The sequence below is a fragment of the Amycolatopsis sp. NPDC021455 genome, assembly GCF_040640995.1.
Classification (GTDB): domain Bacteria; phylum Actinomycetota; class Actinomycetes; order Mycobacteriales; family Pseudonocardiaceae; genus Amycolatopsis.
In genome coordinates this window covers 161222-187672 of the sequence record NZ_JBFACT010000007.1, presented here as the reverse complement: position 1 = coordinate 187672, position 26451 = coordinate 161222, and the positions used below count along the sequence as shown (strand labels likewise).

Sequence of the window (26451 nt, the reverse complement as noted above, 5' to 3'; positions counted from 1 at the left end):
CGCCGACGGCCGCTCACAGCAGCGCCTCGGCGGTGATGGGCAGTTCCCGGACACGGCGTCCGGTGGCGTGGAAGACCGCGTTGGCGATCGCGGGCGCCACGCCGATCTGGACGAGCTCCCCCAGGCTCTTGACCCCGATCGGGTCGGCCTGGTCGTCCCGGCCGTCCAGGTAGATCGCCTTCAGAGCGGGAATGTCGGCGTTGACGGGGACGAGGTAGTCGGCCATGTTCGCGTTGACGATCCGGCCGTCGCGGTGGTCGGTGACCACGTGCTCCAGCAGGGCCGTCCCGATACCGCCGACCATCCCCCCGATCGCCTGGCTGTCGGCGAGCTTCGGACTGATGATCCGGCCCGCGTCGTAGACGCCGAGCATCCGCCGCACCCGCACCACGCCCAGCCGGGCATCGACGCCGACCTCGGCGAACATCGCTGCGTAGCCGTACATCGAATAGCCGGACCGGCTCGGCGCGTAGGACCCGAGTGCCTCCAGGAAGCCTCGGCCATTGCGGGCGAGGAGATCCCGATAGGTCTCCCCGCGCAGATTGTCTCCTTTCAGGTGCAGCCGACCGCGGCTGACGACGATGTTCCCGGCGTCGACCCCGTACAGCGGCGAGCGCTCATCGGCGACGGCGAGCCGGATGGCCTGGTCCCGCAGCTTGTCGCCGGCGTCCTGGACTGCCGAGCCGACGCTCGCCATGGTCGTCGACGAACCCTGGAACGGGGCGAGCGGCATGGCGGAGTCGCCCAGCCGGAACTCGACGTCGCGGACCGCCAAGCCGAGTGCGTCCGCCGCGACCTGGGTCATCGAGGTGTAGGTGCCCGGGCCGGAGTCACTGGTCGCGGACTGCACCACCGCGGTGCCGTTCGCGTCCAGCCGGACGTGGGCCTGGGCCGCGCTGAGGAAGACGTCGTAGCACCCGGTGGCCACCCCGGTGCCGACGAGCCAGTCACCGTCACGGGTGGCGCGTGGCTTCGGGTCGCGCCGGGACCAGCCGAACTCGCGGGCGCCGACCTGGAAGCACTCGCGCAGCCGCCGGCTGGAGAAGGCCTGCCCGGTCGACGGATCCGTGGCGGGCTCGTTGCGCAACCGCAGTTCGATCGGGTCGACGCCCAGCTCGTGAGCGAGCTCGTCCATCGCGGACTCGATGGCGAACGCGGCCGTGCTGTAGCCGGGGCCGCGCATCCACAATGGAGTGCTGACGTCGAGCGGCACGATCTGCGCCGTCTGGCTGACGTTCGGCACGGCGTAGAGCATCCGCCCGAGCATCAGGCTGCCTTCCCAGAACTGCTGGTACCGGGAGGTCTCGTACTTCACCTCGTGGATCGTCGCACCGAGCCTGCCGCTCGGGTCGCTGCCGAGCCGCAGCCGGTACTCGTAGGTGGGCCGGTACCCCACCGTGAAGAACATCTGCCGCCGGGTCAGCACGAGCTTCACCGGACGGCCGACCTCCCGGGCGGCCAGCGCCGCGATGGTGACGTGCGGCCAGGCAAGCAGCGCGCCGCCGAACGCGCCCCCGACGAACGGGGAGAGAACGCGGACGTTCTCGAGCGGGACGCCGAACACCGCGGCGAGCTCGTTCTGTGTGCCCATCACCCACTGGGTCTTGTCCCACAGCGTCAGCTTGCCGCCGTCCCAGCGGGCGATGGTGGCGTGCGGTTCCATCGGGTTGTGCTGGTTGCGGGCGTAGGAGTAGGTCAGGTCCAGCCGGACGGCCGCCGACGCCAGCGCGGCCTCGGCATCCCCTCGCGCATAGGGCAGGGCGAAGGGCGCGGGGCCGGGCTGCGCCGGGGCCTGAGCCGGGTCGGTCGACGGCGGTTCCGCGGCGTAGGTGACCTCGACCAGGCTCGCCGCGTACTGCGCGGCCTCCAGCGTCGTCGCCACCACGACGGCGACGGGCTGGCCGAAGAACCGCACGACGTCGTCCTGGAAGACGTGCAGCCGCTCGCCGGGGAAGGGGGTGCTGACCCGGTTCGGACCGTAGGCCAGCGCCGGTTTGTCGAGGTGGCTGAGCACCCGCAGGACACCGGCCTCCGCGCGGGCCTTCCGCGTGTCGATCGCAGTGATGCGGCCACGCCCGATACTGCTGTCCACGACAACGGCGTGGACGACACCGGGGATGTCGTGGTCGGCGGCGTAGCCGGCCCGTCCAGTCACCTTGAGCCGTCCGTCCACTCGGGACAACGGGGCGCCGACGGCGGCCTGCGGTTGGCTACTCACGGCGTTCCTCCCACGATGCGCAGCTGACGTTCGACCGTCCTGGTGAGCAGGTCGACCTTGAACCCGTTGTGCGTCAACGGCCGTGCCTCGTCCGCCGCCCGCGCGGCGGCCCGCGTCCACAGCTCCGGCGACGGCCGTTGCCCGAGCAGGACCTGCTCGACGGCCGGCAGCCGCCACGGCACGGTGCCCACCCCACCGGCCGCGACCCTCGCCAGCCCGATCACGCCGCCGCGGACGTGCAGCGCGACGGCAGCCGAGGTGAGCGCGAACTCGTAGGACTGCCGGTCGCGGACCTTCAGGTACCCCGACTTCAGCGGCTGGGGGTGCGCCGGGATCTGCACGGCTGTGATCAGCTCTCCCGGCCGCAGCGCCTGCTCCCGGTCCGGGGTCCGGCCCGGTTGGAGCAGGAAATCGGCGAAGACGACCTCGCGCGGCCCGTCCGGGCCCAGCAGGTGCACCGTCGCCTCCAGCGCCGCGAAGGCCACCGCGACGTCGGAAGGATGCGTGGCCACGCACTGGTCGGACGTGCCGAGGATCGCGTGCGTCCGGTTGTATCCGGCCAGGGCCGCGCACCCCGAGCCCGGGACGCGCTTGTTACAGCCGGCCGTCACGTCCCGGAAGTACGAGCACCGGGTGCGCTGCATGATGTTGCCACCGATCGTGGCCATGTTCCGCAGCTGCGCGGACGCGCTCAGCTCCAAGGCTTGCGAGATCACCGGGAACAGACCGCGGACCTTCGGATCCGCGGCCGCCTCGGCCATCCGCACCAATGCGCCGATCCGCAGCCCGCCGCGCGGGGTCACGGTGATCCCGCGCAGCGGCAACGCGCCGATGTCGACCAGCGCGCCAGGGCGTTCGACGGTCTCCCGCATGAGGTCGACCAGGGTGGTGCCGCCGGCGATGTACCGGCCACCGCGCCGGCCCGCGGCGAGCGCGGCGCCGGTGTCGGCGGCCTTGGTGAAAGAGAAGGGATACATGGGCCATCACGTCCCGTGCGCGGCTTGCTCGACGGCGCTGACAATGTTCACGTAGCACCCGCAGCGGCAGATGTTCCCGCTCATCCACTCCCGGATCTCGGCCGCCGAACCGGTGTGGCCCTCCCGGATGCAGCCCACGCCGGACATGATCTGGCCGGACGTGCAGAAGCCGCACTGGAACGCGTCGTGGTCGATGAACGCCTGCTGCAGCGGATGCAGCGCATCGCCCCCGAGTCCCTCGATCGTGGTGACCTCGGCCCCGTCCAGCCGGACCGCCAACGTGAGGCAGGAGTTGACCCGGCGGCCATCGACCAGGACCGTGCACGCCCCGCAGGCCCCGGCGTTGCACCCCTTCTTGGTGCCGGTCAAGCCCAGATGCTCACGCAGCAGATCCAGCAGGGACGTGCGGTTGTCGACGGTGACGGTGGTCCGCCTGCCGTTGACCGTGACCGTGACGGCATTGCCGGGCGCTGTCCCGGCGTCCGCCGCCGGAGCGAACAGTCCCGCGCCGTCCACGGCCAAGGCGCCGCCGGCCAGGGCCGCGGCGGCCATGACCGTGCGCCGGTTCGGCCCGCGCGGCAGGCCGTCGGGCAGAGATTCGTCCACGGTGCCCTCCGGCAATCAGGCGACCGGGCCGTGGCCCATGGCGGCTTCCGACACGTCGTTCCACTCTTCCCAGAGCGCGATCCGGCGGACGTATTCCTCTCGCATCTGCTCGAGCAGGCCGGTACCGAGGAAGATCCGCAGCGGCGGCTCATCGGCGTCGACCACGTTCAGGACAGCCTCCGCGGTCGCCTGCGGATCACCGTGCGTCATCCTGCTCCAGTACGCGGCCATCTGCTCGCGCACGCCGTCGTAGGCCGGGAGGGCATCCGAGCGCACCGCCGAACTGCCGCCCCAGTCCGTGGCGTAGCCCGCCGGCTCGACCAGCGTCACCTTGATCCCGAACCCGGCGACCTCGGCCGCGAGGGCCTCGCTGAGCCCTTCCAGCGCCCACTTCGACGCGTTGTAGACACCCAGCAGCGGAAAGGCCCGCAGCCCGCCGATCGAAGAAACCTGGACGATGTGGCCCGAACCCTGCTCCCGCAGGTACGGCAGGACCGCCTGCGTCACCCACAAAGCACCGAAGACATTCGTCTCGAACTGGGCGTGGACCTGCTCCTCGGTCACCTCTTCGGTCATCCCGAACAGCCCGTGACCGGCGTTGTTGACCACGACATCGATCCGCCCGAAATGGGCGTGCGCCGTTTTGACCGCCTGCTCCACAGCGGACTTTTCGGTCACATCGAGCGAAAGCGGCAGGACAGCGTCGCCGAAGCGCTCGACCAGGCCGTCGAGCGCGGCGACGTCCCGGGCCGTCGCCGCCACCTTGTCACCGCGGTCGAGCGCGGCTTCGGCCCAGATGCGGCCGAAACCGCGCGACGTTCCGGTGATGAGCCAAACACGAGACATCGAAACTCCTCAAGGGACTGTGGAGGGGACGAGCTCCACCCTGCCGCCCGTTTCCGGGGGCAGCGATGCCCTGCGCGACGTACCTTTCGGGTGCCTACCACTGGCAGAGGCAGGCTCGATCGCGTCCGCCGGGCGACAATGAGCGGCATGTCCAGCACCCCCGGCCCCGACCGGCGAGCCGAGCTCAGCGAGTTCCTGCGCACCCGCCGCGCCCGGCTCAAGCCCGCCGACGTCGGCCTGCCCGACTACGGCACGCGCCGGCGCGTCCCGGGGCTGCGCCGGGAGGAGCTGGCCCAGGCGGCGGGCGTGTCAGTCTCGTACTACACACACCTCGAACAGGGCAACTCCGCGAACGTGTCGGTGGAGGTCCTGGAGGCCATCGCCACCGCCCTCAAGCTGACCGACACCGAACGCACCTATCTCACGCAGCTGGTCAGGCCGACCCGGCGGGTGGCGGCCAAGCCGGCCGCCCGCACGCAGCAGCTGCGCCCCGCCGTGCAGCAGCTGCTCGACGCGATGACCGACGTGCCCGCCTACGTCAACGGCCTCCGCATGGACATCCTCGGCTGGAACAAACCCGCTGCGGCGCTCTTCGGCAACTGGGCGGATCTACCACCCGAGCAGCGCAACTGGGGACGGCTGATCTTCCTCTCCCCCGCCACCCGCGACCTGTTCCTCGACTGGGACCGCAAGGCCCGCGCGGTCACCGGCATCCTGCGCATGCACGCCGGCAGCCACCCCGGCGATCCGGGGCTCACCGCGCTGATCGGCGAGCTGTCGGTGCGCAGCGAAGAGTTCCGCCGGTTCTGGGCGGCCCACGAGGTGCGGCGCAAGAGCCACGGCCCGATGCCGCTGCGGCACCCCCTCGTGGGTGAGCTGCAAGTCGAGTACGAGACGTTCCCGCTGCCCGACGACCCGGACCAGATGCTGGTCACCTACCACGCCGAACCCGGCACCGACTCCGCCGCGGCGTTACGGCTGCTCACCAGCTGGGGAACGGACGCGACGACGCCGCTCAGCCCGGACCCCAGCGAGACCGGCGGATACTGACCTACCCCACTTCGAACGCGCCGATGTCCGGTTTGCCGGTGTAGAGCCACCGTACGCCGCGGCCTTGCCGGAGTACAGGTGGAGCGGGTTACCCGGTGCCGGGGAGCGCGTTTGGCGCAGCACGAGGGCGTCGATGCCGTCGGAGCCCGCGCCGTTCGCCTACTGCGTCGTCTCGGCGACCTCGCTGACTGGGCGGTCACGTCGTCAGCGAAGTCTTCACGACAGGAAGCTCCCGTACGGGCCGTTGCGGATCGCCGTCTTCTGCTGCGCGGAGAAATGCGTGTTCGGGTAGTCGTAGAACGAAGCCGACATCGGCGTGCCGTCCGTGCGGGACGAATCCGGGAGGCCGAAGGCGTGGCCGAGTTCGTGCACCATCCCGCCGTACCACCGGTTCATCGCGCCGTTGCTGCCCGCCGCGCCGTCGGCGTCGTGCCCGGACAGGATCACCCAGCCGTTGCCACCACCCCCACCGGCACCGGGGCCCTCCGCGCTGATCTCGCCGACGTTGAGCCACCGGCTGTCCGGGGCACCGAGCCCCAGCTTGCGGCGCAGCTCCTGCTGCATGTTGAAGACTTCCCACCAGTACCGCTCCGGCCCGTTCGGCGTGGTCTCGTACCACCGCCGGGGGTGGTCGCCGGTCACCACCTCGACGACGGTTGCGTTGAGCGTGAAAGTCCTGCCCAGTTCCTGCTTGTAGTACCGCTGCACCTCCCGCATCACCCGGGCGATCCCGTCCGGGTAGCGCTGGTCGAACGGCACGTCGGACGGCCGGAGCCAGTAGACCCGCACCGTCTTCGACGGCGGGACGGCGGTTGTAGCGGTCGCCGTCCCCGCGGGCATGGCGACGGAAGCGAGCAGGCTTGCCGCAGCCAGCAGGAGCAGCCGGATTCCCCGGGCGGATCGCCGGAGTGTATGCATCATCACTTGTCCTCTCAGCACGACGAATTCATTCGGAAATCTTCGGCAGGCTCGCATCCACCGTGGACGGCTGCGAGGCGTTCGCCGGCGCCGTCACGAGGGTGCCGACCAGCAGCCCCGGCGACCACGGCTCCGACCAGATGCTTCAGGCGGACATGTGACCTCGGCAGGCTTGGTGTCGGCCATGTGCAGGCGGTCATCGCGTAGCCGACGGATCCGGCCACGCGATGACCGCGTGCACCTCACCCGACGTACGACCGCTACCGCGTGCTGCCGGGGTTGGAGCTGTTGCCCCAGGCGTACTGGAGCCGGTCGCGACCCGAGGCGTTAACTGTGGTCAAGGACAGGTTGACGCCGGTGCCGTGGAGCTGTTCCATGGACCAGGAATCGCCGGTCCGCAGACCGGGCCAGTAGATGGAGCCGATGCCTTCGCTGCGCATGGTGTCGGTCATGCCGTAGTAGTAGGACCTGTTGTTGTCGCCGTCGCGTGCGCCGTTGTAGTTCACGCCCGTGCTCATCGGGACGCCGAACTCCGTGACGATCGTGCGGGAGCCGTAACCCTTCAGGTGGCTTTTGAATTCGGTGATCCAGGCGGCTTCGGTCTTGTGGGAGATCCCGAAGACGCTGTAGAGGTGCAGGGACAACAGGGTGCCGCTCAGGCGTGAGTCGGCCCCGACGGTCGCGAGGTTGGTGTCGGTCCCGCTGCCGGCCACCACGATCCGTCCGCGGGGCACGTTGGGGTAGTGGGCGACGAAGCTCGCCGCGAAGTTGTCCCAAGCCTTGTCGCTGTATCCGCCCGGCTCGTTGTAGATCTCGAAGTACACGCCGGACCTGCCGAGGTATCGGTTGATCACGGTGTCCCACATCTTGTAGAACGCCGTGGTGTCCTTGACACAGCTGCAGGAGCCGGGATAGGCCCAGGGCGCGATCATGACGCTCAGGCCCTTGTCGAGGGTCGCGTCGAGGGCGCCGATGTAGCTGTTCCACCAGGCCGACGAGGTGGTTTTGTCGTTCATGCCGAAACGGACCATGGTGGCGCCGAGGTTCGCCTTGAACCCGCTGACGATCGCCGAGGCCTTGGCGTAGGTCGTGGCGTAGCTGTCCGACGTGGAAAGGCCCGACGGCACGACCGGGCCGTTGACGAAGTTGTCTCGCTGATCAGCCCAGTTCACGCCCTTGAACTGGCTGGTGTTGCCGGCAGCGTGGGCCGGTCCGCCGGCCAGCGCCGCGGCGAGCGCCGCGGTGGCCAGGACCGGGAGCAGCGTGCGCCGTCGCGGGATCGGGTTGCGATTGCGATTGCGATTGCGTCGGGGACGAGAAAGCATGAAGGGCCCCTTTCCAAGGTCCGATTGGTTACTGCACGCCGGTCACGACACCGGTTGCCGTGTCCACGCTCACTCGCGGGTACCAGCTCATCGTCATCGTGGTCGCCGTCGGGAACGTCAGCGGCAGCCACACGTACTGCGACTCGTTCACCGGGCGGTTCTTCGCGCCTGCCCAGCGGTCGCCGAGGTAGACGTACGACGTGGCCTGCGTTCCCTGGACCGCCACCACGTACGCGGTCTGGGAGCCGTACGCGGTGCTGTTGCCCACGTTGGACAGTGAGGTCCAGGTGCCCGTGATACTGCTCGCCGTCGCGTACTTCTGCTGGTTCGGCTGCCAGTACGTGGCTCCAGAGGTCAGCATGAAGTACTTCCCGCCGCGTTTGAACAGGGCGGGCGCCTCCCGGGACGATCCCGGCCACAGCGTGCGCACCCGGCTCGCCACCCCGAGGTAATCCCCGGTGAGCCGGTACAGGTTCAGGTCGGCGTTGTTGCGCGCGGCGGAGACCATGTAGCCGGTGCCGTCGTCGTCACGGAACAGCGTGATGTCCCGGGACATGTTCCCCAGCGGCTGGAAACTACCCCGCCAGGTGTAGTTCCCGTCGACCGTCGCCGAGGTCGCCACGGCCGCCCGGGCCTGGCTGTAGTCTTTGCCGTTCTCCTTGTGCATCCACATCACGAACTGCCGGGTGGCACCGTTGTAGATCACCTTGGGACGTTCGATGCCGGCGACCTTGAGCTCCGAGCTCGACGACTGGGTGAGAACGTTGTTCCGGAACTCCCAGGTCTTCAGGTCCGTGGAGCGGTAGACCGACACCGCGCGGAAGGTGTCGTCCGGGTTGCGGTTCTCGCCGAACCAGTAGTAGTAGTCACCGACCTTGAGCATGCCACCGCCGTGGGCGTGCACGACAGCGCCGGACGTGTCGGTGAACTGCGTACCGTTGGTCACCGTCACGGGGGCCGCATCGGCCGGGGCGGCGGTCAGCAAACCCAGGACGGTCAGCAAAGTCGTGAGGGAAGATCTGAGAGCCACAGGACCTCCTGAGGGGAGAGAAGTGGACGACAAATCGGAGGCGCTTTCTCTACGCGGCAAGCGATCACACCAGCCGGACTTCCCCTTTGATCTTGTTCCTCCGTATTCGGAGAAGTGCGCCGAGTTCTGGACCGCCGCGAGCTTGGGAGCGCTCCCAGCGTAACACGGACGGAATCCTCGGGGTATTTTTCCCGGCACAACCAACGAGACGCCTGAAGTAAGCGCTTTCTCCGGCCCCGCCCGGAATCCGCGCTCCGGATGGCAACGCCCACCGACGGTCGACGGGTCGGACAGGCATCGATGCCTCCTGGGTTCGCGAACTCCCCGCATTTTGGGCGCCTGAACGAATTCCGGTCAATAGTCGTGGGCAACTCGGTCAATCGATCAGCGACCGCAGTGCTCCCGGAGGCCACCCGCCGCAGCAGGCGAGTGCTGGCGGATCCCGTTCCTGCTGGCCGTGTCACCGGGTTGACTGGGATCTGCATCCGGCGGCGGATCAGCGACATCCCCGCGCTTCACCCGGCTCAAGGAACAAAGCGGCCTGTCGGCCAACCCGATCAGCTCCGGCTACTACGTCCTGTTCACCTTCATGGGCAAGAACCTCAAGTTCAGCATCGTTTCGGTTCATGGACAAGCTTTCCGACCGGATCGGGCGCAAGAAGGTCCTGATCGGCGCCGCGGCCGCGATGGCCGTGGCCGGCATCCCGTGCTACGCGCTGATCGCCACCGGCTCGATCGGGCTCGCGATCGCCGGTGCCTGCGTGATGGCCGTGATCTTCGCCGGGCAGGCCCGAGACGGGTGTCAGGAAAGGACAGCAGGACGAGGTCGCTGCGCCCGGCCGCCAGGCTGCGTGCCGACGCGACCCGGACGCAGCGGAACGGGCGATGATCCAGCTGATCACGCAATCCGCAGAGGACGCGGAGGCACTGCCGGCCCGACGCGAGGAAGCGGCACCGCATCCCACGCCACACTGACCACCCCAGCCGGCCCGACCGCTCGGTCACCGGGTTGACGCGTCACGACAGCCGCGTCGCGCCGGGGCCAGGCGATGCGACGATCTCGCGGGCCGCGTGGATCTCGTGCCCGTGGCCGCACTTGAGGACAGCCTCGACCGGGGCACCGCAGCCGCTGTGCCGCAGGGACATCGTCGGCTTCCGCTCACCGGTCAGCCAGCGATCGGCCCAGCCGATCATGGCGACCATGGTCGGCACGAGATCCCGGCCCTTCTCGGTGAGCCGGTACTCAGCGCGCTCCCGAGTCCCGGGCTCCTTGTAGGGCACCTTGACGAGGAGCTCCTGGGCGACGAGGTCGCGCAGCCGGGCCGACAGCACTCCCGGGCTCATCCCGGTGCGGCGGAGGAAGTCGTCGAACCGGCGGGTGCCGTAGAAGGCCTCGCGCATGATCAGGCCCGTCGAGTGCGGAGCCAGCGCCTGCAAAGTCAGGACCACCGAGTCCGGATCGATGTCCCAGGCGTCGCGATCCCACGGCTCGCCCCCTTCGTGCGTCATCTCACTCCTCCTGCAACCTGACTTGCCCTGACCGTAGCCAGCATCCTAACCTGACTTCGGTCAACCGAAGTCAGATGGAGGTCGGAAATGACAGGCGGCGGCGAGAGTTATGTGCGGAGCCGGGTGGACGACACCTGGGACGCGATCGTCATCGGGTCCGGCATCGGCGGCCTCACCTCGGCCGGCCTGCTGGCCCGCGACGGCAAGCGCGTCCTGGTGCTGGAACGGCACACGACGGCGGGCGGCTGCACGCAGGCGTTTCGCCGCAACGGGTACGAATGGGACGCGGGCCTGCACTACATGGGCGAAGTGCACCGGCCGACGAGCGCCCTGCGGCGGATCTTCGACCACATCACCGGCGGCGCCCTCGAATGGGCACCGATGCCCGATGTCTACAACCGGATCTTCATCGGCGACCGCGAGTACGAATACCCCTCCGGGGCGGCGAAGTTCAAGGAGCGCATGAAGGGGTACTTCCCGGACGAGGCGCGCGCCATCGACCGGTACGTGGACCTGGTGTTCGAGGCGAGCCGTTCGGCCAAGACCTTCTTCGCGCACCGCGCGCTCCCCCGGCCGCTCGCCGAGGACCTCTACGAGCAGATGTGCGAGCCGTTCCTCGACCACGCCGACCGCACGGTCACCGAAGTGCTGTCCGAACTGACCGACGACCAGGATCTGATCGCCGTGCTGTGCGGGCACTTCGGCGACTACTCCCTCGAGCCGTGGCGAGCGTCGTTCGCCATGCACGCCATGCTCATCCGGCACTACATCGACGGCTCCAACTTCCCGGTCGGCGGCTCCGGGCGGATCGCCGAGACGGTCGCGGACACCATCCGCGCGGCCGGCGGCGCGGTCCTGATCGGAGCCGAGGTCGCCTCGATCCGGATCGGCGAAGACGGCGCCGCGCGCGGCGTCACGATGGCCGACGGCCGCGTGTTCCACGCACCGGTCGTCATCAGCGACGCGGGGATCACCGCCACGGCGAACCGGCTGTTGCCCGCCGGAGTCGCGACCGATCTCGCCGACGAGTGTGCCGCGATGGAGCGATCACTGCCCTGGGTCGTGCTCAACATCGGCATCAAGGAATCCGCCGCCGCGCTCGGCCTGGACCCGCGCAATATCTGGGCCCACGGCGGCGCGGACATGCAGGAACGAATGTCCGCTCACCAAGCTGACCCACACAACCAGCCGATGCCCGCGTACTTCCTCTCCTTCCCCTCGGCCAAGGACCCGTCCTGGGACGAGCGTTACCCCGGCCGGGCCACGATCGACATCTGCGGGCTGACCACGTGGTCGCTGTTCGAGCCGTTCGACGGCAGCCGCTGGATGCGCCGCGGCGCGGAGTACGACCGGCTCAAGGAGCGGCTCACCGAGGAGCTGCTCGGCCAGGTTCTGCGCTTCTGTCCCCAGCTCGAGGGCAAGATCGACCACACGGAACTGGCCACGCCGCTGAGCTTCAACCACTTCCTCGGCCGCACCACCGGCGACTTCATGTCCTTCGCCCACACGCCCGAGCGGTTCCGGCAAGGCTGGATCAGCGCCCACTCGCCGGTGCCCGGCCTGTATTTCGCCGGCCAGGACGTCGTCGCCGCGGGAATCAGCGGAGCCATGGTCGGCGGCGTCACCGCGGCGTCCGCCGTGCTCGGCCGCAACGTGCTGGACGACCTGCCCACCGTGCAGTAACCGGTCAGATCGATGACGCGAACGTATGCGTGCCGGAGCCGACCGTCTTCCCGGCCGGGCTGCCGGGAAGACCCACGGTCGCGGTGGCCGAGCCCGTGGTGATGTGGTCGCCGGCCTTGCGCACCGCTCCGACGAGCCGGTCGAGCACGGCGGGACGGCCGGCGCAACGACGTCAACCGCGTCTACCTCGCGGCCTCCACCGCTCCCTTGCCGTCCCGCACGGTCGTGGAAGTCCCGGACCTGCCCCAGCAGGCCCGATCGAAATCGAGGCCATCGCCCACCGCTGAACAGGTCCTCAGGAGACGACGACCCGGACACATTCGTTCTTCGCGAGCTTGATGACGATGGTGCCACCGGAAACGGTGTAGCTCTTGGTCCCCTGCTGCACCCACGCGTTGTCGGCGTTGTAGGAGCCGGTCTGCGCCGATGTCACCGACCCGATGGCGGTGGGGAGGGTGAAGGTGCCGGTCTGCGTGCTGACGAGCGCGAACTCGGTCGCGCTGCGCTGGACGGCGAAGGCCTGGCCGGCGGCCGTCGTGGCGTAGGTGAAGCTGTGGCTGCCCACCGGCTTGGTGCTGGTGACGGTGGCGGCGGCCGTGCGGTTGTAGACCTGGAGTGACTTGCCTCCGACATCGATCGGGTTCCGCGATGCGAGATCCGTGGAGATCTTGTTCAGCGCGGTGTTCAGGTCCGCGATGACGTAGCCGGCGGGCTTGCGGGTCACGACGTGGGTGCGCGTGTCGTAGTTGTACAGGGCTTCGTTGTCGGAACTGCCGACGTCGGGGTGGACCGCGGCGTAGAAGTTCAGGACCGCGCCGCCGGCGAGGGCGCTGACCTTCTGGGCGACGGAGGACTGGTTGCCCACGTAGTTCTCCATGATCATGGGGAAGTTCTTGCCCTGGGCCCAGAACGAGTCGGTGCCGTACTTGAAGAGCCGGTCGTTGTCCGTGGTGTACGGGTCGTTTCCGTAGAAGTCGATGAAGTTGGTTCCCTTGGCCCGGAGCGCCTCGTTCTCGGCGATCGGCCAGGCGTCACCGACCAGGTTCGAACGGGTGTAGACCGAGTGCACGGACTGCTTGACCACGGCCCCGAGCTGGGTCTGGTAGTCGAGCAGCACGTCGCGGCGGAACTTGCCGGCGTCGGTGTAGTGCCCGCTGGTCCACCGCGCGGTGCTGTAGCTGCTGTAGCTGCGGTCGGGCCCCAGGTAGTTGGACACGTGCGAGGTGTTCGGCTCGTTGAGCACCTGGACGCCGACCAGGCGGTTCGTGGTGTCGTACGCGGCGAGGTGACTCATCAGCCGGCCCAGCACGTACTTCTCGCGAGCGAGCAGGCGCGGATCGGTCTTGTCGAGCAGAGCCAGGCTGCCGCTCATGGGCTTGGTGCCGTTCTGGTACACGACCCACTGGTAGCTTCCGTTGGCGACGTACGAGGGAAGCCGCGGGCCCTGCCCGACTGACGTACCGTCGGAGTCCGAGCCGAACCAGAGCACCTCCAGCCGCAGCCCGTACTTGGCACACCAGTCGATGCAGAGGTCGATGTCGGTCCAGGTGAAGACGTTCATCGCGGACTCGACCATCGACCACCAGATGGGGATGTTCACGACGTTGAAGCCGTCCTGCGCGATCATCGCCATGACGGGTTCCAGCTGGGCGCTGGTCCACCCGTGGTTGTACTTCAGCTTGTCGTAGCGGAACTGGATGCCGTTGTGGAAGAACGGCCGGCCGCCTGACATGAGCGTGAGCCGGTCATACACGGACTTGGACGTATCGACGTAGGAGATCGGGGACTCGACCGCGGCGGTGGACGCGCGTGGGCTTGCGGCCGCCCCGGGAGCGGCGGTGAGGCCCATGAGGGCGCTTCCCGCCGCGGCCGCGCCGGCACTCGCCAGGAACTTCCGGCGCGACCATGCACTGGCGTTGGATGACATCGGTGTTCCTCCGAATCATGGGACCTGCACGACGGAAGCGGAAAGGTGCTACGAGGCGCCGACGCCGGTGCTGGTCTGGGGCACCCTCGGGATGGTGCCGTCGGCGTTGTGGTCGAGGTACTCGATGGCCAGGGAGCGGCGGAAGTCGCCGCCGTGGGGAAGGCCGTTGCGGTGGTAGGCGATGTACCACCGGCCGTTGTAGGCGGCGATCGACTGGTGGTTGGTGCTGACGTTGGTGTAGTCGAGGATGACGCCGCGGTAGGTGAACGGGCCCAGTGGGCTGGTGGCCGTGGCGTAGTGGATCTGCCCGGGCCAGCCGGTGGAGTAAGAGAAGTAGTAGATGCCGTTTCGTTTGTGCATGTGGGGGGCTTCGCCGTAGGTGGTGGCGCCGGTGATCGTCACGTTCTGGATGGCTCCGGACGTGGAGATCATGTCCCGGTTCAGCCGGACCGCCTTCGGTGTCCGCGTGCCGAAGTACAGGTAGGCCTGCCCGTCGTCGTCCACGAAGACCGCCGGGTCGATGGGCTCCTCACCGGTGTTGGCGTCTCGCCCCTTCTCGATCAGGGCGGTGCCGCGGGCGTCGGCGAAGCCGGTGACCGGCGAGGTGCTGCGAGCCACACCGATCTTCGTCCGGTCGACCGGGGCGTAGAAGTAGTAGTACCCGTTGCGTGCCACCGCGGCGGGAGCCCACGCGTACTGCCGGGCCCAGCGGAATCCGCCGATGGAGAACGGCGCGCCGTGGTCGGTCCAGGTGACCAGGTCGGTCGACGAGTACACACGCCACGCCTTGGAGTCCCAGTAGCTGCCGCTGTTGCTCGCGTCGTCGGTGGCGTAGATGTACATGCGGTTGCCGGACACGAGGATCGACGGGTCGGCGGCGAACCGTTTCACGATCGGGTTGACCGCGAAGGCCGGTGTGCCCGGCATGAGCAGCACCGAGGTCACCGCGACCAGCACGGCGGCCAGGTATACGGTCATGCGCCGCAGGGTTGTCATGGCAGACCTCCTGGGGAATCTGTCCTGGCAAGGGTGGCGTTGTTGCGCAGCTGACCGGCGAGCTGCGCCTCACCAGGTGAGCGGGAGGGTGGCGATGTAGTCGGTGAGCAGCCCGGAAATGATCCGGTGGTCGTTGCGGGAGAAGTGCCAGTCGCAGCCGAGGTGGTCCAGGCGCGGGTCGTCGAAGTTCCAGAACCGGACGCGGCTGTCGCCGCGGGTGTTGCGGTCGGTGACGACCTGCTGGGCTTGGGTGGCGTACAGGTTGCTAGCACCGACGACGATGGTCGTGCCGGTGCCGTACCGCGTCCGCAGCTTGTCGAGGAAACCCTGGTAGGCGCTCTTGTACGCGGCGATCAGACGCTCGGCGGTGGGCCAGGGCTCACCGGAGTGCAGCGCGGTGCTGAAGTCGTTGGTGCCCAGCGCGACCACGACCAGCTGCGGCCGCCACGTGGCCGGGACCGGCCAGGCGTCGCTGGAGACGTTCTGGAGTGTGCGGTCGTAGTAGGTGCGGTAGTCGGTTCCGGGGTCGCCGCCGTTGTAGTTGCGGACCATGCCGCGGCCGGAGTAGGCGTTGACCTGGTAGTCGGCGTTGAGGCCGCGGGCGGTGAGGGCGCCGTAGCTGATGTCGGTGTCGGTGTTGCGGTCGATCCCGCCGTTGGCCGAGCAGTCGCGGGTGGTGGACAGGTCGCCGTAACCGGCGGTCAGGGAGTCGCCTATGAACTCGATCTGCCGGGTGCGGGCGGCGGGTTTCGCGAGGATCTGTCCGCCGGGGGCCGCGGCGAAACCGTCGAACTCGCCGGCGACCCAGGGGCTTTCGGTGCGTTTGACCAGCCGCACGCTGTGTTCGGCGTTGGTCAGGCCGCGGATCTGGCGGGTGGTGCGGCCCGGGGTGACCAGCGTGGCGACCGTGGTGCCGTCGACCTGGATGTCGTAGTCGTTCCGGGCGTCGTTGAGCCGTACGTCCACGCCGGTGCCGCGGAAACGGCCCTCGAAGTAGATGCCGGGCCAGGTGTACTTCGCGGCGCCGGTCGTGCGCTTCACCCGGCCCACCGTGTGCACCCCGGCCAGCGCGTCCACCGGCGACGTGGTCGAGGCCAAGGCCGAGGGTACAGCGCCAACCGTGACGGCGGCGGCGACGGTCAGGACACCGGCGACGGCGGCCAGCCGGGATCGGCGGATGGTCTGCATGCGTTCCTCCGAGAACAGGCAAGGGATGCGGGTGGAAGCAGGTCGAGACGAGTCCGACCTGCTTCCACCCATCAGGCGTTCAACTCACGTTGGCGTAGAAGTTCGTGACGTCCAGCTGCCCGGTGCCGGTGAAGATCTCGGTTCCGGCCTGCACGCTGGTGAGGTACTTCGAGCTGCTCATCCAGCCGCGCCCGACGAGGTGGTTCAGGAAGTCGCGGATGTCGAATGTGGCGGAGGTGGTGTTGGACGTGCGCACGAACGAGTAGACGTTCCAGCCCGTCGAGCCGCCGATCCGGCCGCGGTACAGGTCCCAGTTGGTGCCCGCGACGGTGACGGTGGCCTGCCGGGTCCCCGCCGGGCCGGCGCCGCCGGCCCGGTACGTCCAGATCATCACCTCATCGCTCGGCGTGGTGCCGCTGCCGGGGTTGGCCATCGGGTGCAGCCACATGTCGTAGGAGACGTTCATGGCGCCCCCGCTGTGCCGCACGTTGTAGCTGTAGCCGGTGCTGACGCTCCGGTTGGCCGAGAGCTGCACCGGCAGACCGGTGCCGGAACGGCGCCAGCCCCAGTGCCACCCGAGGATGGCCGCGTCGTAGGACTTCACCGAAGAGCCCGACCCGGACCAGCTGTAGCTCGTGCCCCAGCTGATGGTGTTGCCGGACTGCGAGGTGGTCCAGATGCACTGCCGGCCGGAGCCGGAACCGGCGCCCCACAGGTTGTTGGTGATCCAGTACTTGCCCATGTCGTACAACCCGCCGTTGTTGCACGCGCTGGCCGCCTGAGCGGGCGTCGCCGGGACGGTCACGCCGACGAGCGCGAGGGCAGCCGTGGCGAGGCCGACACGGCACCTGCGGGCGAAGCTCTTTCGAACGAATTGCATTTCGAGACCTTCCCTTCGAGTCAAAATCGTCACTGGCGTCCGAACGACATCTCCGCGATCCCGACGAACCCTTTCGCCGTGCGCGGCGCGCGGCTGGTCAGGTCCACCCGGAGGCGGCTGGTGCTCACCGGGGTGAACGTGACCCTGGTCGGCTGGCCCGACCCCGTCGCCCACTCAACCCGGGGGTCACCGACCGGCACAAAAGCCGTACCGTTCCAGTACGACACCGAAATCGTCGCGGGCAGCGCGTGCGACGCGTTGACGAGGAACGAGGCCTGCACCGAACGGATCGGCGCACCTTCGAGACCGGACAACGACACCCACTCCGCCGCGTGCGCGCTGCTCACCTGCGGCAGCAACGCCGTGGCGGACTTCAGGTAGTAGTTCGACCAGTACGTCGAAGTGTTGCCGTCGAGCATCGCGGCCGGGACGGTGCTCGGCGCGCCGGAGTAGCTCGCGTCCGCCGCCACGGCCGCCGCCACGCCGGCAGGTTCGGCGGCACGCGGTCCGAGACCGGTCCGGGCACCGTTCGCGGAGATGGTCGCGATGCCGTCCCGCAGGCCCGGCGCCCGTGCCGTCACCGTGACCCCGGCCGGACCCGGGCCGGGCGTGACCATCGCCAGGGCCAGGCCGTTGAACGCGGTGCGCGAACTCGCCTGGTAGTTCTCCGCGCTCTCCTGCCTGCCGTTGTCCAGCCCCGCCAGGCTGCCATTCTCGACCTGGAACGAGATCAGGTCGTCCGCGTCCGGCACGACGACGCCCGCGCTGTCGACGACCTCGGCGGTGACGAACGTGAGCGACTGGCCGGCGGCACTGCTGTCGGCTTTGAGCCTGATCGCGGACGGCTCGCCTGCCGTGCGGACCTCGTCCCGGGCGACCTCGACCCCGCCACGCTTGGCGACCGCGACGAGGTGACCCGGCTGGAACGGCACCGACCACGTCAGGTGCAGTTTGCCGGCGCTGCCGTTCGGGCTGGTGTAGCTACCGGGATACCGGCCGCCGGTGACGGTCTTGTCGTCGCCGCTCGCCTCCGTGGTCTCCCGGTACTTCGCGCCGTAGGTGGTCGTCTTCGTGTCGAACGTCCGCTCGCCCAGGGACTTGCCGTCGAGAAACAGCTCGACCGCGTCCGCGTTGCTGTACGCCCACACTGACACCGGCTCGCCGAGCTTGTGGTTCGTCCAGTCCATCGGCAGCAGGTGCACCATCGGATCACTGCTCCACTGGCTGCGGAACAGGTAGTAGAAGTCCTTCGGGAACCCGGCGGTGTCCACGGCACCGAAGAACGACGACTTCACCGGGAATACGTTGTACGGCGTGGGTTCGCCGATGTAGTCGATGCCGGTCCACAGGAACTGGCCGGCGAACCACTTGCGGTCGCGGTCCTTCTTCAGGCCGTACTCACCGCTGTAGGTCCACGTCGCGAGATTGTTGTCATACGAGGACGTGTTGCGCTTGCCCGGCGTGTAGTTCTCCCCGGTGTTGAGCTGCTCGGGGTCCTGGTAGTAGCCGCGGGTCGAGGTGGAGGACGACGACTCGCTCTCGAAGAAGAACTTCGCGGGATACTTGACGTGCAGGCCGTCGATCGACGAGGCCGTGTTGTAGTTCACCCCAAGCCCGTCGAGCATCTTCAGGATCTGGTCCTGCGGCGAGCCGGACGCGGGGACGGAGCGGTACCGGTCGCTGCCCATCACGATCGGGCGGGTGGAGTCGATGACGCGCACGTCGTCGATGAGGCGGCGGGCGATCGGCACGCCGGAGGCGCTGCTGACGTCGTACACCTCGTTGCCGATCGACCACATCACCACCGACGGCGAGTTTCTGGCCGCCCGCACCATCTCGCGGATGTCGGAGCTGCTCTCGGTGTCGAAGAACCGGCCGTAGTCGTAGGTCGTCTTGGACATGTGCCACATGTCGAACGCCTCGACCATCAGCATGATGCCCAGCTCGTCGCACGCCTGCAGGAACTCCGGCGACGGCGGGTTGTGCGAGGTGCGCACGGCGTTCACACCCATGCTCTTCATGATCCGCAACTGCCGGACCGTCGCGTCCGCCGACACCGCCGCACCGAGCGCGCCGAGGTCGTGGTGCAGGTTGACGCCCTTGAGCTTCGTCTCCACGCCGTTGAGCGAGAAGCCGTTGTTCGGATCGAACGCGAAGTACCGGACGCCGGTGCGCGTGCTGACCGCGTCCACGGTCTTGCCGTTCACCCGGACTTCGGTGTCCACTGTGTACAGGTGCGGCTGGTCCACCGTCCACAGGATGGGCCGGTCGATCCGCACCTCGGCGACCGCGGTGCTCGGCTGCGCCGTCAGGGCAGCGCGTACGGTGCCCGTGCCGACGACCTGTCCGCGCGCGTCCTTGACCGTGGAGAGGATCTCCGCCTGGGCGCCGCCGTCACTCACGGCGGTGGTGGCCACGCGCATCGTGGCGTAGCCGGACTTGATCGTCCTTGCCAGGTCGGGCGTGGTCACCTGCACGCCTTGACGGGTGACGCGGGTCGGCTCGGTGACGACCAGCCGGACGTTGCGGTAGATGCCGCTGCCGGAGTACCACCGGCTGCTCGGCGTCTGGTTGCGCACCTTCACCGCGAGCACGTCGGGAGTGCCGTCGGTGTGCGCGCGCGGGCTCAGGTCGAACGCGAAACCCGTGTAGCCGTAGCGATGCCGACCGAGCAGGGTGCCGTTGAGGTACACCTCGGAGTCCATGTAGACGCCGTCGAACTCGATCGACACCTTCTTGCCCGCCATCGACGACGGCAGCGTGAAGGTCTTGCGGTACCAGCCGAGACCGCCGGGCAGGAAACCCGTGGCCGCGGCGGTGTTCGGCCCCTGCGCGGGATCGATGCCGATGCTCCAGTCGTGCGGCAGCCGGGCGTCCCGCCACGCCGGATCGTTCGCGCCCGGCTGCGGGGCGTCTGCGCCGGTTCTGTTGACCAGCAGGAACTTCCATGCATCGGTGAAGTCCACCACCCGCCCGGTGGACTGCACCTGCTCCACCCGCTGTGCCGGCGCCGACTGAGCTGTCCCTTGTGGACCGCACACGCCTGCCACCAGCACAAAGCCGAGGATCAGCGCCAACCCGCCGACCATTCTGTTCCACCGGCGATTCACCCGTCCGCGTGTCATCCCAGTTGTGCTTCCCATTTGATCTTGGAGCCGGACGCGTCGCCCGCGAGGCGGTCTCGTGCCGCGGTGTCGCCGTACATGGTCCAGCGGGCCCAGTCGACGACGGTCTTCGGGAAGCGCTGGTCGCTCCAGAAGCTGGTGTGGCTACCGCCGATGAAGGTGAGGAACGCTTTGGGCCACTTGATCTCGTTGTAGGCCTGGCGAGCGGAGGAGTAGGCGCAGGTGGTGTCCTTGTCGCCGTGGACGAACAGGACCTTGGCCGTGACCGAAGGGGACGGGTTGCCCATGTCGACGCAGGACTGGGGGTTGGCGGAGACGATCCGGCTGTCCGGCCACGAGGTCAGCAGGCCGTGGGTGACCATGCCGCCGAGGGAGTGGCCGGAGACGCCGACGCCGATGCCGGTGTTGATGTGCCCCGCGAGCGGTCCGCTGGCGTTGAGGGCGAGAGTGTTGGTGAGGATCTGCGAGACGTCCTTCGAGGTGTTGCCGTTGTTGACGTCGCCGAAGTTGTGGTTGAAGTAGGGGGCGGGGACGACGAAGCCCGCCGCGGCGAGGGCCTTGATGATGAACAGGGAGTTCTGCGGGCTGCTGCTGTAGCCGTGGGTGAAGTTGTAGATGGGGAAGACGCCGTTCGCAGCCGGGGCGTTGGTGACCGGGTTGCCGCCGGCGGTGCCGGTGGCCGGGTAGTAGACGTAGGTCGTGCAGGGTCGGCTGCCACGCTTCCAGTCGTACTTGCGCACACCGACCGCGAACGGGGTGGCCGGTGCCGGGCCCAGCGGCGCGAGGGTGGCCAGTGCCGGTCCGGCGCCGAGCAGGGCCAGACCCGCGCCCGCCGCGCCGACGGCGGTCAAGCTGAGGAACGTGCGTCGTTGCATGGTCATCGATGACTCCCTGGGGGTTGGGGGGTGGGCGTCAGGCCACCGGCTACCTGAGGTAACCGGCCAGGCCGATCTTCTGGTCGCGCAGCGCCTTCGCCACGACCCGCGCGATCCGGTCCGCGCCCGCGGCCTCGAAGTGCGTGTGGTCGTTGCAGAAGAACGCCCCTACGGCACCTTTGCTGTAGTCGCCGTCGTTGGGGCACAGTTTGAGTGTGTTGTAGAGGGTGTAGCTCAGCTTGTGCAGGTCGATCACGGGTGCGCCGGTGGCGGTGCCCGCGGCCGTCGTCTGGGTGAGGAATCCCCGGTTTCCGACCGCGGTGCTTCCGCTGCAGGTGATGGCCGCAACCGGGGTCAGCAGGACGGGCTGGACACCTCGGCTCTTCGCCGCGTTGGCCATCGTGGTGAGCAGGCTCTGGTAGCGTGCCGGGCCGACGTGTCGCGGGCAGCTCGCATCGCCGTCGTTGATGCCGAACTGGATGACCAGGTAGTCGCCGGACTGCATCCCTTTCGCGGGATCGAGCATGTCCAGCCACCGCTGAGCGAACGCGTTCGGGCTCACCACGCATTCACCGGCGGAGTTCTTGGTGCCGGTCACGTTCGACTCGTACAGCCACGTCTGGATGCTGCGGCCCGACACGGCCTTGTTGACCACGGTCACCTGGTCGTTGAACAACGCATCGAACCTGCTGCCCCAGCCGACCGGGCACGAGGACTTCGGATCCGCCATGGTCGAGTCACCGGCGAGCCACACCTTGACCGTCGCGGCGGCCGTCGCGTCCGCTCTCGCCGGCTGCGCCAAGCAACTCGGAGCGACGGTGCCAGGCGGCTTCGCGACCGCCGGTACGGCACCGGCCGACATCCGCAGGAACGCGGCGGCGGGCAAGTGAGCGTCGGCGATCCCCTTGGTCACGAGGCCCGCCATGACCGTTCCGCCGTACTCGGAGAAGTGCGTCGAGTCCTGGACCCCGTCGTGCTGGACCGTCAGGTACAACGGCCAGGAAGCGCTTTCTCCAAGCTTCTCCAGGAGGGCCTGGCTGCGCGCGGTGAGGTCGATCAACGGCGCGCCCAGCTTGCCGGCGACGTCGCGGATGACCGCGGGCAGGTCGACGCCGAGGGTGTTGACCACCAGGCCGGTCGGGGTGAGCTTGCCGTTCGCCCCGAACAGGTGCCGAACCGGCGGGGTGACCAGGACCGGCAACCCGCCACGTTGGCGGACGCCGTCGACAAGCTTGCCCAGATTGGCCCGGAACGTGCTCTCGGTGGTGGTTTTGTCGTTGTGCGCCAGCTGGATCAGCACTTCGTCGCCCCGCTGGATCAACGGCTTCACGGTGGCGAACAGCCGGAGGTTGCTCAGCCAGCTCACGGTGCTCTCGCCCGAGTCCGCGTAGTTGGCGACCACGATTCCCGGCTGGAGCAGCTGGGGCAGTTCCTGCGCCCAGCCCCGCTTCGGGCCCTTGAGCCAGTCCGACGCGGTGGAGTCGCTCACCACGAACAGCCGCGGCCGGCGCACGGGAGCCACCGACACGTTCGAGGCAGCCGGGTGGCTTCCGGTGAGGTGAACCTGCAAGTCGGGCGTTCCCGTTCCTTCCTCCCCGGTGGGCATGCTTTCCGGGCTGCGCACGTTCACCGCCAGCACTTCCCGGCGGAACTCCCCCGCGCGGGTGCTCACCGGCGCGAGCATCGTGCGACGTGCCTCGACCTGAACACCGGTCTGCGCGGCCTGGCTCGCGCTGCCCAAGTTCACCGTGACCTCGTAGTCGCCGGGCGCGACGTTGAAGGAGTAGTCGACAGCGGTCGGTGTGGCGGCGCCGGCTGCCCCCTCGGTCACGACGAGCCCGGCCACGAGCAGCACGGCTATCCGTGTCGTGAGGCTCACCGGAACCCGTCCATGATGGCAGTGGGCCGGCGGGTGGCGGCGTCCCAGGCGACGTTGGCGTAGCCGGTGAACGGTGAGTAGCCCTCGGGCTCCCAGTAGAAGAGGCCTTGGCCGCCGTTGTTCTTGAGCGCGGCGAGGTAGGCGACCAGTGAGGCCTTGGTGGCTGAGACCTTGCTGACGGGACCACCGAATTCGCTCTGCATGAACGGCTTGTGATAGGCGTCGGAGATCTTCTTCATGTTCCCGACGATGCCGGCGGCCAGGCTCGCGCTGCCGTAGGAGGAGAACACGGACATGTCCCACTTGCCGCCGTTGCCGGCGTACCGGCTGAAGAAGGTCTGCATCGAGTCGTACTTCTGGGGCTGGGCGAGGTGGATGCACACGGTCGTGCTCGGCGACACCTGCTTGACCTGGTTGTAGGCGGCGTTGAGCAGGCCGGTCATCTGGGCGGGGTTGGAAACGCCGCCGACCGGGCGGCAGATGCCGCTGTTGATCTCGTTGCCGATCTGCACCCACGCCGGCAGGACGTCGTTGCTCTTCATGACGTTCATCGTCTGGTTGACGTAGGAGTTCATGGCGCTCAGCATCTGGTTGTAGCTCATGTTCTTCCACGCCGCGGGCGGGTTCTGCACGCCGACGGAGTTCCAGGTGTCGCCGAACATGTAGTCCAGCATGATGGACATGCCCGCGGCCTTGACCCGCTTGGCCAGCGCGGCGACCTCGTTGATACTGCAGTGGCCGTCGGTCGAACTGTTCGAGGGGTTGACGAACGTGCGCAACCGGATGGCGTTGATGCCGTATCCCTTGAGGATGGTCAGCAGGTCCTGGCTCTGCCCGGAGGCGTTCTTCCACGTGTAGCCACGGGCTTCCATCTGTGGCGCCCAGCTGATGTCGGCCCCCTTGAAGAAGGCGGCCGCCGCATTCGCCGGTGTCGCGGCGCCCAAGGCGAGCGCGCCCACACCCACGGCCGCACCGAGCAGCACACTACGGCGCCCCAGCCGCGTCGATGCGATTTCCGGCTGGTCAGTCAGAGAGACTTTTCCATATTCGGTCATTCGATCTCCTTTGATCGACGACGAGCCGCGCGGGGGCCGAAATTGAACGTTCACAACGTGTGCGCGGTACTGGTAAAGATGGAACCTCATATCCTCGCTTCTGACAAGACCTCAAATGAGGCTATTTACGCGCATTTTCCGTCGAAGCAGTCGAATAGTGACGACCAATTCCGGCACCGACGCCTCACCCGCCGCGACTCACCAGGGATGTAACTCCACATAGGACTCGATGCGCGCCCGATCCCACGCGCCGTTCCCCACCACAACGCGGTAGCGCAGGCGCAGGGTCTCCCCCGCCTCGAGAACGAGCTTGTCGAAGAACGCGAACGACGGGTTCACCGCGGGGAACGGGGTGGTACGCACGAACCAGCGGGTGACCTCGTTGCCGGGGTGGTCGAGGAACACCAGCGTCGAAGCCCGGTCCACTTCGTCGTGGTGCCCGACGTAGGCCAGCCACGGTGCTTCCTCGCCCATCATCTCCGGACCACCCTGCCCGTTCGCGGCGATGACCTCCCCACCGGTGAACTCCCTCGGCCCACGCCAGAACAGCCCGGTGTAGCCGGCCAGGTCCCGCCCGCTCGTCGTCGGGCTGCCGAAGACGAGCGGCCCGCCGCGGACGTTCGTCAGCTCGGTGCCGAACCGCAGGGCCCACGAGTCGCCGTCGACGTCCTGGACGGCCAGCTCCCGGATTTCGTCCACCCAATGCTCACCCGCCTGGGTGTGCCAGGTCAGCTTTTCGGCGAAGCCGGTGCTTTGCGGCACGAGGTCCTCGTGCCGCATGGTGCCGACGTTCGGCAGATCGACGTAACCGCGGTCCCGCACGTAGGTCACGCCGCCCCAGAAGTTCTGCCCGGAAACGTCGGTGGCGGTCATCTGGATGCCCTTGTGCCACCGGTGGTCGTGCGGCCGGTAGGCCGTCACGACGTCGCCCGCGAGCGTCCGCACCGGATGCAGGTACGGCTTCGGACCCTCGAACGCCGTGGCCGCGGACTGCACGACGTAACGGAATAGCTCCACACCCGCGGCCCGCACCGCGACGGCGTCCCCGGCGGGGACGATTTCGGGAATCATCGGGCCGCGTCGACGTCGGCCTGCAGTTCGGTGATGAACGCCTTGGCGGCCGCGTCCGGCGTCGCTCGGGTGAACAGGACGTCTTCGGCGTGTCGCTTGAGGATCGTCTCGACGGTGCTCGCGCCGTTGGGCGTGACCTGCGGCGGGTCGGTGACCTTGAGCTGGTTCAGGAAGTCGGCCGCCGCCTTGTCGGTGGGTTTGAGGGTGCCGCCGATGCCCGAGCGGATCTTCGTGTTGGCCGGGACGCCGCGGTCGGTCAGCATGATCTTCGCCGCGTCCGGGTCATTGGCCAGGAAGTCCAGCAGCAGCGCGGCCTCCGCCGGGTGCTGGGACCGCGCCGAGACCGACCAGAACATCGATGGCTTGTAGTACGTGGCGGGCGTCTTGGCCTCACCGGGCAGCTTGAGCAGCTTCAGTTTCTGGCCGCTGGCCGCCGAAAGCGCGGTCAGCTGGGTGTTCCAGCAGAAGCCGAACGCGGTGGCGTTGGTGGCCACAGCCGTCTGGCTGAGCGTTCCGCCTGCCTTCTCGATGGTGACCGAGGGCGGCGGTGCGGCTCCGCCGTGGGCCAGGTCCAGCAGGTAGGTGAAGTAGCGGGTGAGAACTTCGGGCCGGATGGCGACGTTGCCCTTGTCGTCGAACAAGGACCCGCCTGCCTGCCGGGCCCAGATCTGCAGTCCGCCGGCATCGCTGAAGCCCGGCGACTGCACGCCCCACACCGAGCCGCCACCGGCCTTCGACACCTGCTCGCCCACCGTCTTCAGGTCGTCCCACGACCAGGTGGCGTCGTCCGGGAGTGGCACGTGGTACTTGGCCAGGAGGTCGGTGTTCGCCACCAGCGCGTAGGAGCCGAGGCCCACCGGCAGGCCGTACTGCTGTCCTTCGATCGCACCGGTGGCCAGTGCCTTGGCGTCGAAGTCGCCGGTGTTCAGATGTGTCTTCTCTGTGTTCAGGTCCAGCAGCGCGCCGCGCTGGGCGTAGGAGGCGAGGTAGAGCTCGTCCATCTGGATGACGTCCGGCGCGTCGTTCGCGGCGACGGTGGTGGCCAGGCTGTCCCAGTAGCTGTTCCAGTCCTTGAACTCCCCGCGCACGGTGATGTTCGGATGCTTCTTCTGGAACAGCTCGATCACCCGCTGGGTCCGCTTGTGCCGGTCGTCGGCGCCCCACCAGGAGAAGCGCAGCGTCACCGGCCCCGCCGACAGCTCGTTACCCCCGCCGGAGGAGGACGAGCAGGCCACCGGCAGGGACGCGGTCATCGTCAGCAGGACCGCCCACACGAGGTGTCTCGTCCGCATG

Annotated in this window: 22 protein-coding genes; 3 read left to right on the top strand and 19 right to left on the bottom strand. The window is 68.4% G+C overall.

Translation table 11 applies throughout. From position 1 onward, the window contains the following. Positions 1 to 13: 13 nt before the first annotated feature. The 4 genes from AB0G28_RS13080 to AB0G28_RS13065 form a co-directional block, all read right to left on the bottom strand. Complete coding sequence (locus AB0G28_RS13080; RefSeq protein ID WP_361087338.1) at positions 14 to 2218, bottom strand: xanthine dehydrogenase family protein molybdopterin-binding subunit; 2205 nt, start codon at positions 2216 to 2218, stop codon at positions 14 to 16. Next, complete coding sequence (locus tag AB0G28_RS13075; RefSeq protein ID WP_361087335.1) at positions 2215 to 3195, bottom strand: xanthine dehydrogenase family protein subunit M; 981 nt, start codon at positions 3193 to 3195, stop codon at positions 2215 to 2217. Before AB0G28_RS13075 ends, AB0G28_RS13080 begins: the two co-directional genes overlap by 4 nt. A gap of 6 nt (positions 3196 to 3201) precedes the next feature. Beyond that, complete coding sequence (locus AB0G28_RS13070) at positions 3202 to 3747, bottom strand: (2Fe-2S)-binding protein (RefSeq protein WP_361087468.1); 546 nt, start codon at positions 3745 to 3747, stop codon at positions 3202 to 3204. A gap of 69 nt (positions 3748 to 3816) precedes the next feature. Then, positions 3817 to 4647, bottom strand: coding sequence for an SDR family oxidoreductase (locus AB0G28_RS13065; RefSeq protein WP_361087332.1), 831 nt, complete (start codon positions 4645 to 4647; stop codon positions 3817 to 3819). A gap of 147 nt (positions 4648 to 4794) precedes the next feature. Between AB0G28_RS13065 and AB0G28_RS13060 the strand changes: the two genes are divergently transcribed. Then, on the top strand, positions 4795 to 5697 hold the full coding sequence (locus AB0G28_RS13060; protein WP_361087329.1) for a helix-turn-helix transcriptional regulator: 903 nt from the start codon (positions 4795 to 4797) through the stop codon (positions 5695 to 5697). A 216-nt stretch (positions 5698 to 5913) separates the two neighbouring features. On the opposite strand, the gene AB0G28_RS13055 is transcribed toward AB0G28_RS13060, so the two are convergent. From AB0G28_RS13055 to AB0G28_RS13045, 3 genes are all read right to left on the bottom strand, one after another. Then, positions 5914 to 6618, bottom strand: a complete 705-nt coding sequence (locus tag AB0G28_RS13055; RefSeq protein WP_361087326.1) for a hypothetical protein — start codon at positions 6616 to 6618, stop codon at positions 5914 to 5916. A 257-nt stretch (positions 6619 to 6875) separates the two neighbouring features. Beyond that, a complete protein-coding gene (locus AB0G28_RS13050) occupies positions 6876 to 7940 on the bottom strand; it encodes a cellulase family glycosylhydrolase (protein WP_361087324.1) in 1065 nt (354 codons plus the stop codon). A gap of 28 nt (positions 7941 to 7968) precedes the next feature. Further along, positions 7969 to 8970 (bottom strand): family 43 glycosylhydrolase, encoded by a 1002-nt coding sequence (locus AB0G28_RS13045; protein WP_361087321.1) that lies wholly within the window; start codon positions 8968 to 8970, stop codon positions 7969 to 7971. A gap of 626 nt (positions 8971 to 9596) precedes the next feature. Here AB0G28_RS13045 and AB0G28_RS13040 point away from each other — a divergent pair. Then, positions 9597 to 9983 (top strand): hypothetical protein, encoded by a 387-nt coding sequence (locus tag AB0G28_RS13040; protein WP_361087318.1) that lies wholly within the window; start codon positions 9597 to 9599, stop codon positions 9981 to 9983. A gap of 4 nt (positions 9984 to 9987) precedes the next feature. Here the strand turns inward: AB0G28_RS13040 and AB0G28_RS13035 are convergent, their stop codons facing one another. Then, complete coding sequence (locus AB0G28_RS13035) at positions 9988 to 10479, bottom strand: helix-turn-helix domain-containing protein (protein ID WP_361087315.1); 492 nt, start codon at positions 10477 to 10479, stop codon at positions 9988 to 9990. 123 nt (positions 10480 to 10602) lie between these two features. On the opposite strand from AB0G28_RS13035, the gene AB0G28_RS13030 reads away from it, so the two are divergent. Then, entirely contained in the window at positions 10603 to 12162 is a 1560-nt protein-coding gene (locus AB0G28_RS13030) for an NAD(P)/FAD-dependent oxidoreductase (protein WP_361087312.1), read from the top strand. Between the two features lie 4 nt (positions 12163 to 12166). Here the strand turns inward: AB0G28_RS13030 and AB0G28_RS13025 are convergent, their stop codons facing one another. The 11 genes from AB0G28_RS13025 to AB0G28_RS12975 form a co-directional block, all read right to left on the bottom strand. Then, positions 12167 to 12310, bottom strand: a complete 144-nt coding sequence (locus tag AB0G28_RS13025) for a hypothetical protein (protein WP_361087309.1) — start codon at positions 12308 to 12310, stop codon at positions 12167 to 12169. A 147-nt stretch (positions 12311 to 12457) separates the two neighbouring features. Next, positions 12458 to 14089, bottom strand: a complete 1632-nt coding sequence (locus AB0G28_RS13020) for a DUF4978 domain-containing protein (protein ID WP_361087306.1) — start codon at positions 14087 to 14089, stop codon at positions 12458 to 12460. Positions 14090 to 14137: 48 nt separating this feature from the next. Continuing rightward, on the bottom strand, positions 14138 to 15067 hold the full coding sequence (locus AB0G28_RS13015) for a family 43 glycosylhydrolase (RefSeq protein WP_361087303.1): 930 nt from the start codon (positions 15065 to 15067) through the stop codon (positions 14138 to 14140). Between the two features lie 87 nt (positions 15068 to 15154). Beyond that, on the bottom strand, positions 15155 to 16273 hold the full coding sequence (locus AB0G28_RS13010; protein WP_361087300.1) for an SGNH/GDSL hydrolase family protein: 1119 nt from the start codon (positions 16271 to 16273) through the stop codon (positions 15155 to 15157). A 79-nt stretch (positions 16274 to 16352) separates the two neighbouring features. Further along, the gene (locus AB0G28_RS13005; RefSeq protein WP_361087297.1) at positions 16353 to 17153 is read right to left on the bottom strand and encodes a hypothetical protein; all 801 of its coding nucleotides are present in this window, start codon (positions 17151 to 17153) and stop codon (positions 16353 to 16355) included. 29 nt (positions 17154 to 17182) lie between these two features. Beyond that, complete coding sequence (locus AB0G28_RS13000; RefSeq protein ID WP_361087294.1) at positions 17183 to 20140, bottom strand: glycoside hydrolase family 2 TIM barrel-domain containing protein; 2958 nt, start codon at positions 20138 to 20140, stop codon at positions 17183 to 17185. A 134-nt stretch (positions 20141 to 20274) separates the two neighbouring features. Then, on the bottom strand, positions 20275 to 21159 hold the full coding sequence (locus AB0G28_RS12995) for an alpha/beta hydrolase (RefSeq protein WP_361087291.1): 885 nt from the start codon (positions 21157 to 21159) through the stop codon (positions 20275 to 20277). Positions 21160 to 21202: 43 nt separating this feature from the next. Continuing rightward, on the bottom strand, positions 21203 to 23032 hold the full coding sequence (locus AB0G28_RS12990) for a GDSL-type esterase/lipase family protein (RefSeq protein WP_361087289.1): 1830 nt from the start codon (positions 23030 to 23032) through the stop codon (positions 21203 to 21205). Then, positions 23029 to 23997, bottom strand: coding sequence for a glycosyl hydrolase 53 family protein (locus AB0G28_RS12985; protein WP_361087287.1), 969 nt, complete (start codon positions 23995 to 23997; stop codon positions 23029 to 23031). The genes AB0G28_RS12990 and AB0G28_RS12985 overlap by 4 nt, the downstream gene beginning before the upstream one ends. 288 nt (positions 23998 to 24285) lie before the next feature. Beyond that, on the bottom strand, positions 24286 to 25158 hold the full coding sequence (locus AB0G28_RS12980; RefSeq protein WP_361087284.1) for a PmoA family protein: 873 nt from the start codon (positions 25156 to 25158) through the stop codon (positions 24286 to 24288). Next, entirely contained in the window at positions 25155 to 26450 is a 1296-nt protein-coding gene (locus tag AB0G28_RS12975; RefSeq protein ID WP_361087281.1) for an extracellular solute-binding protein, read from the bottom strand. Before AB0G28_RS12975 ends, AB0G28_RS12980 begins: the two co-directional genes overlap by 4 nt. Position 26451: the final 1 nt, after the last annotated feature.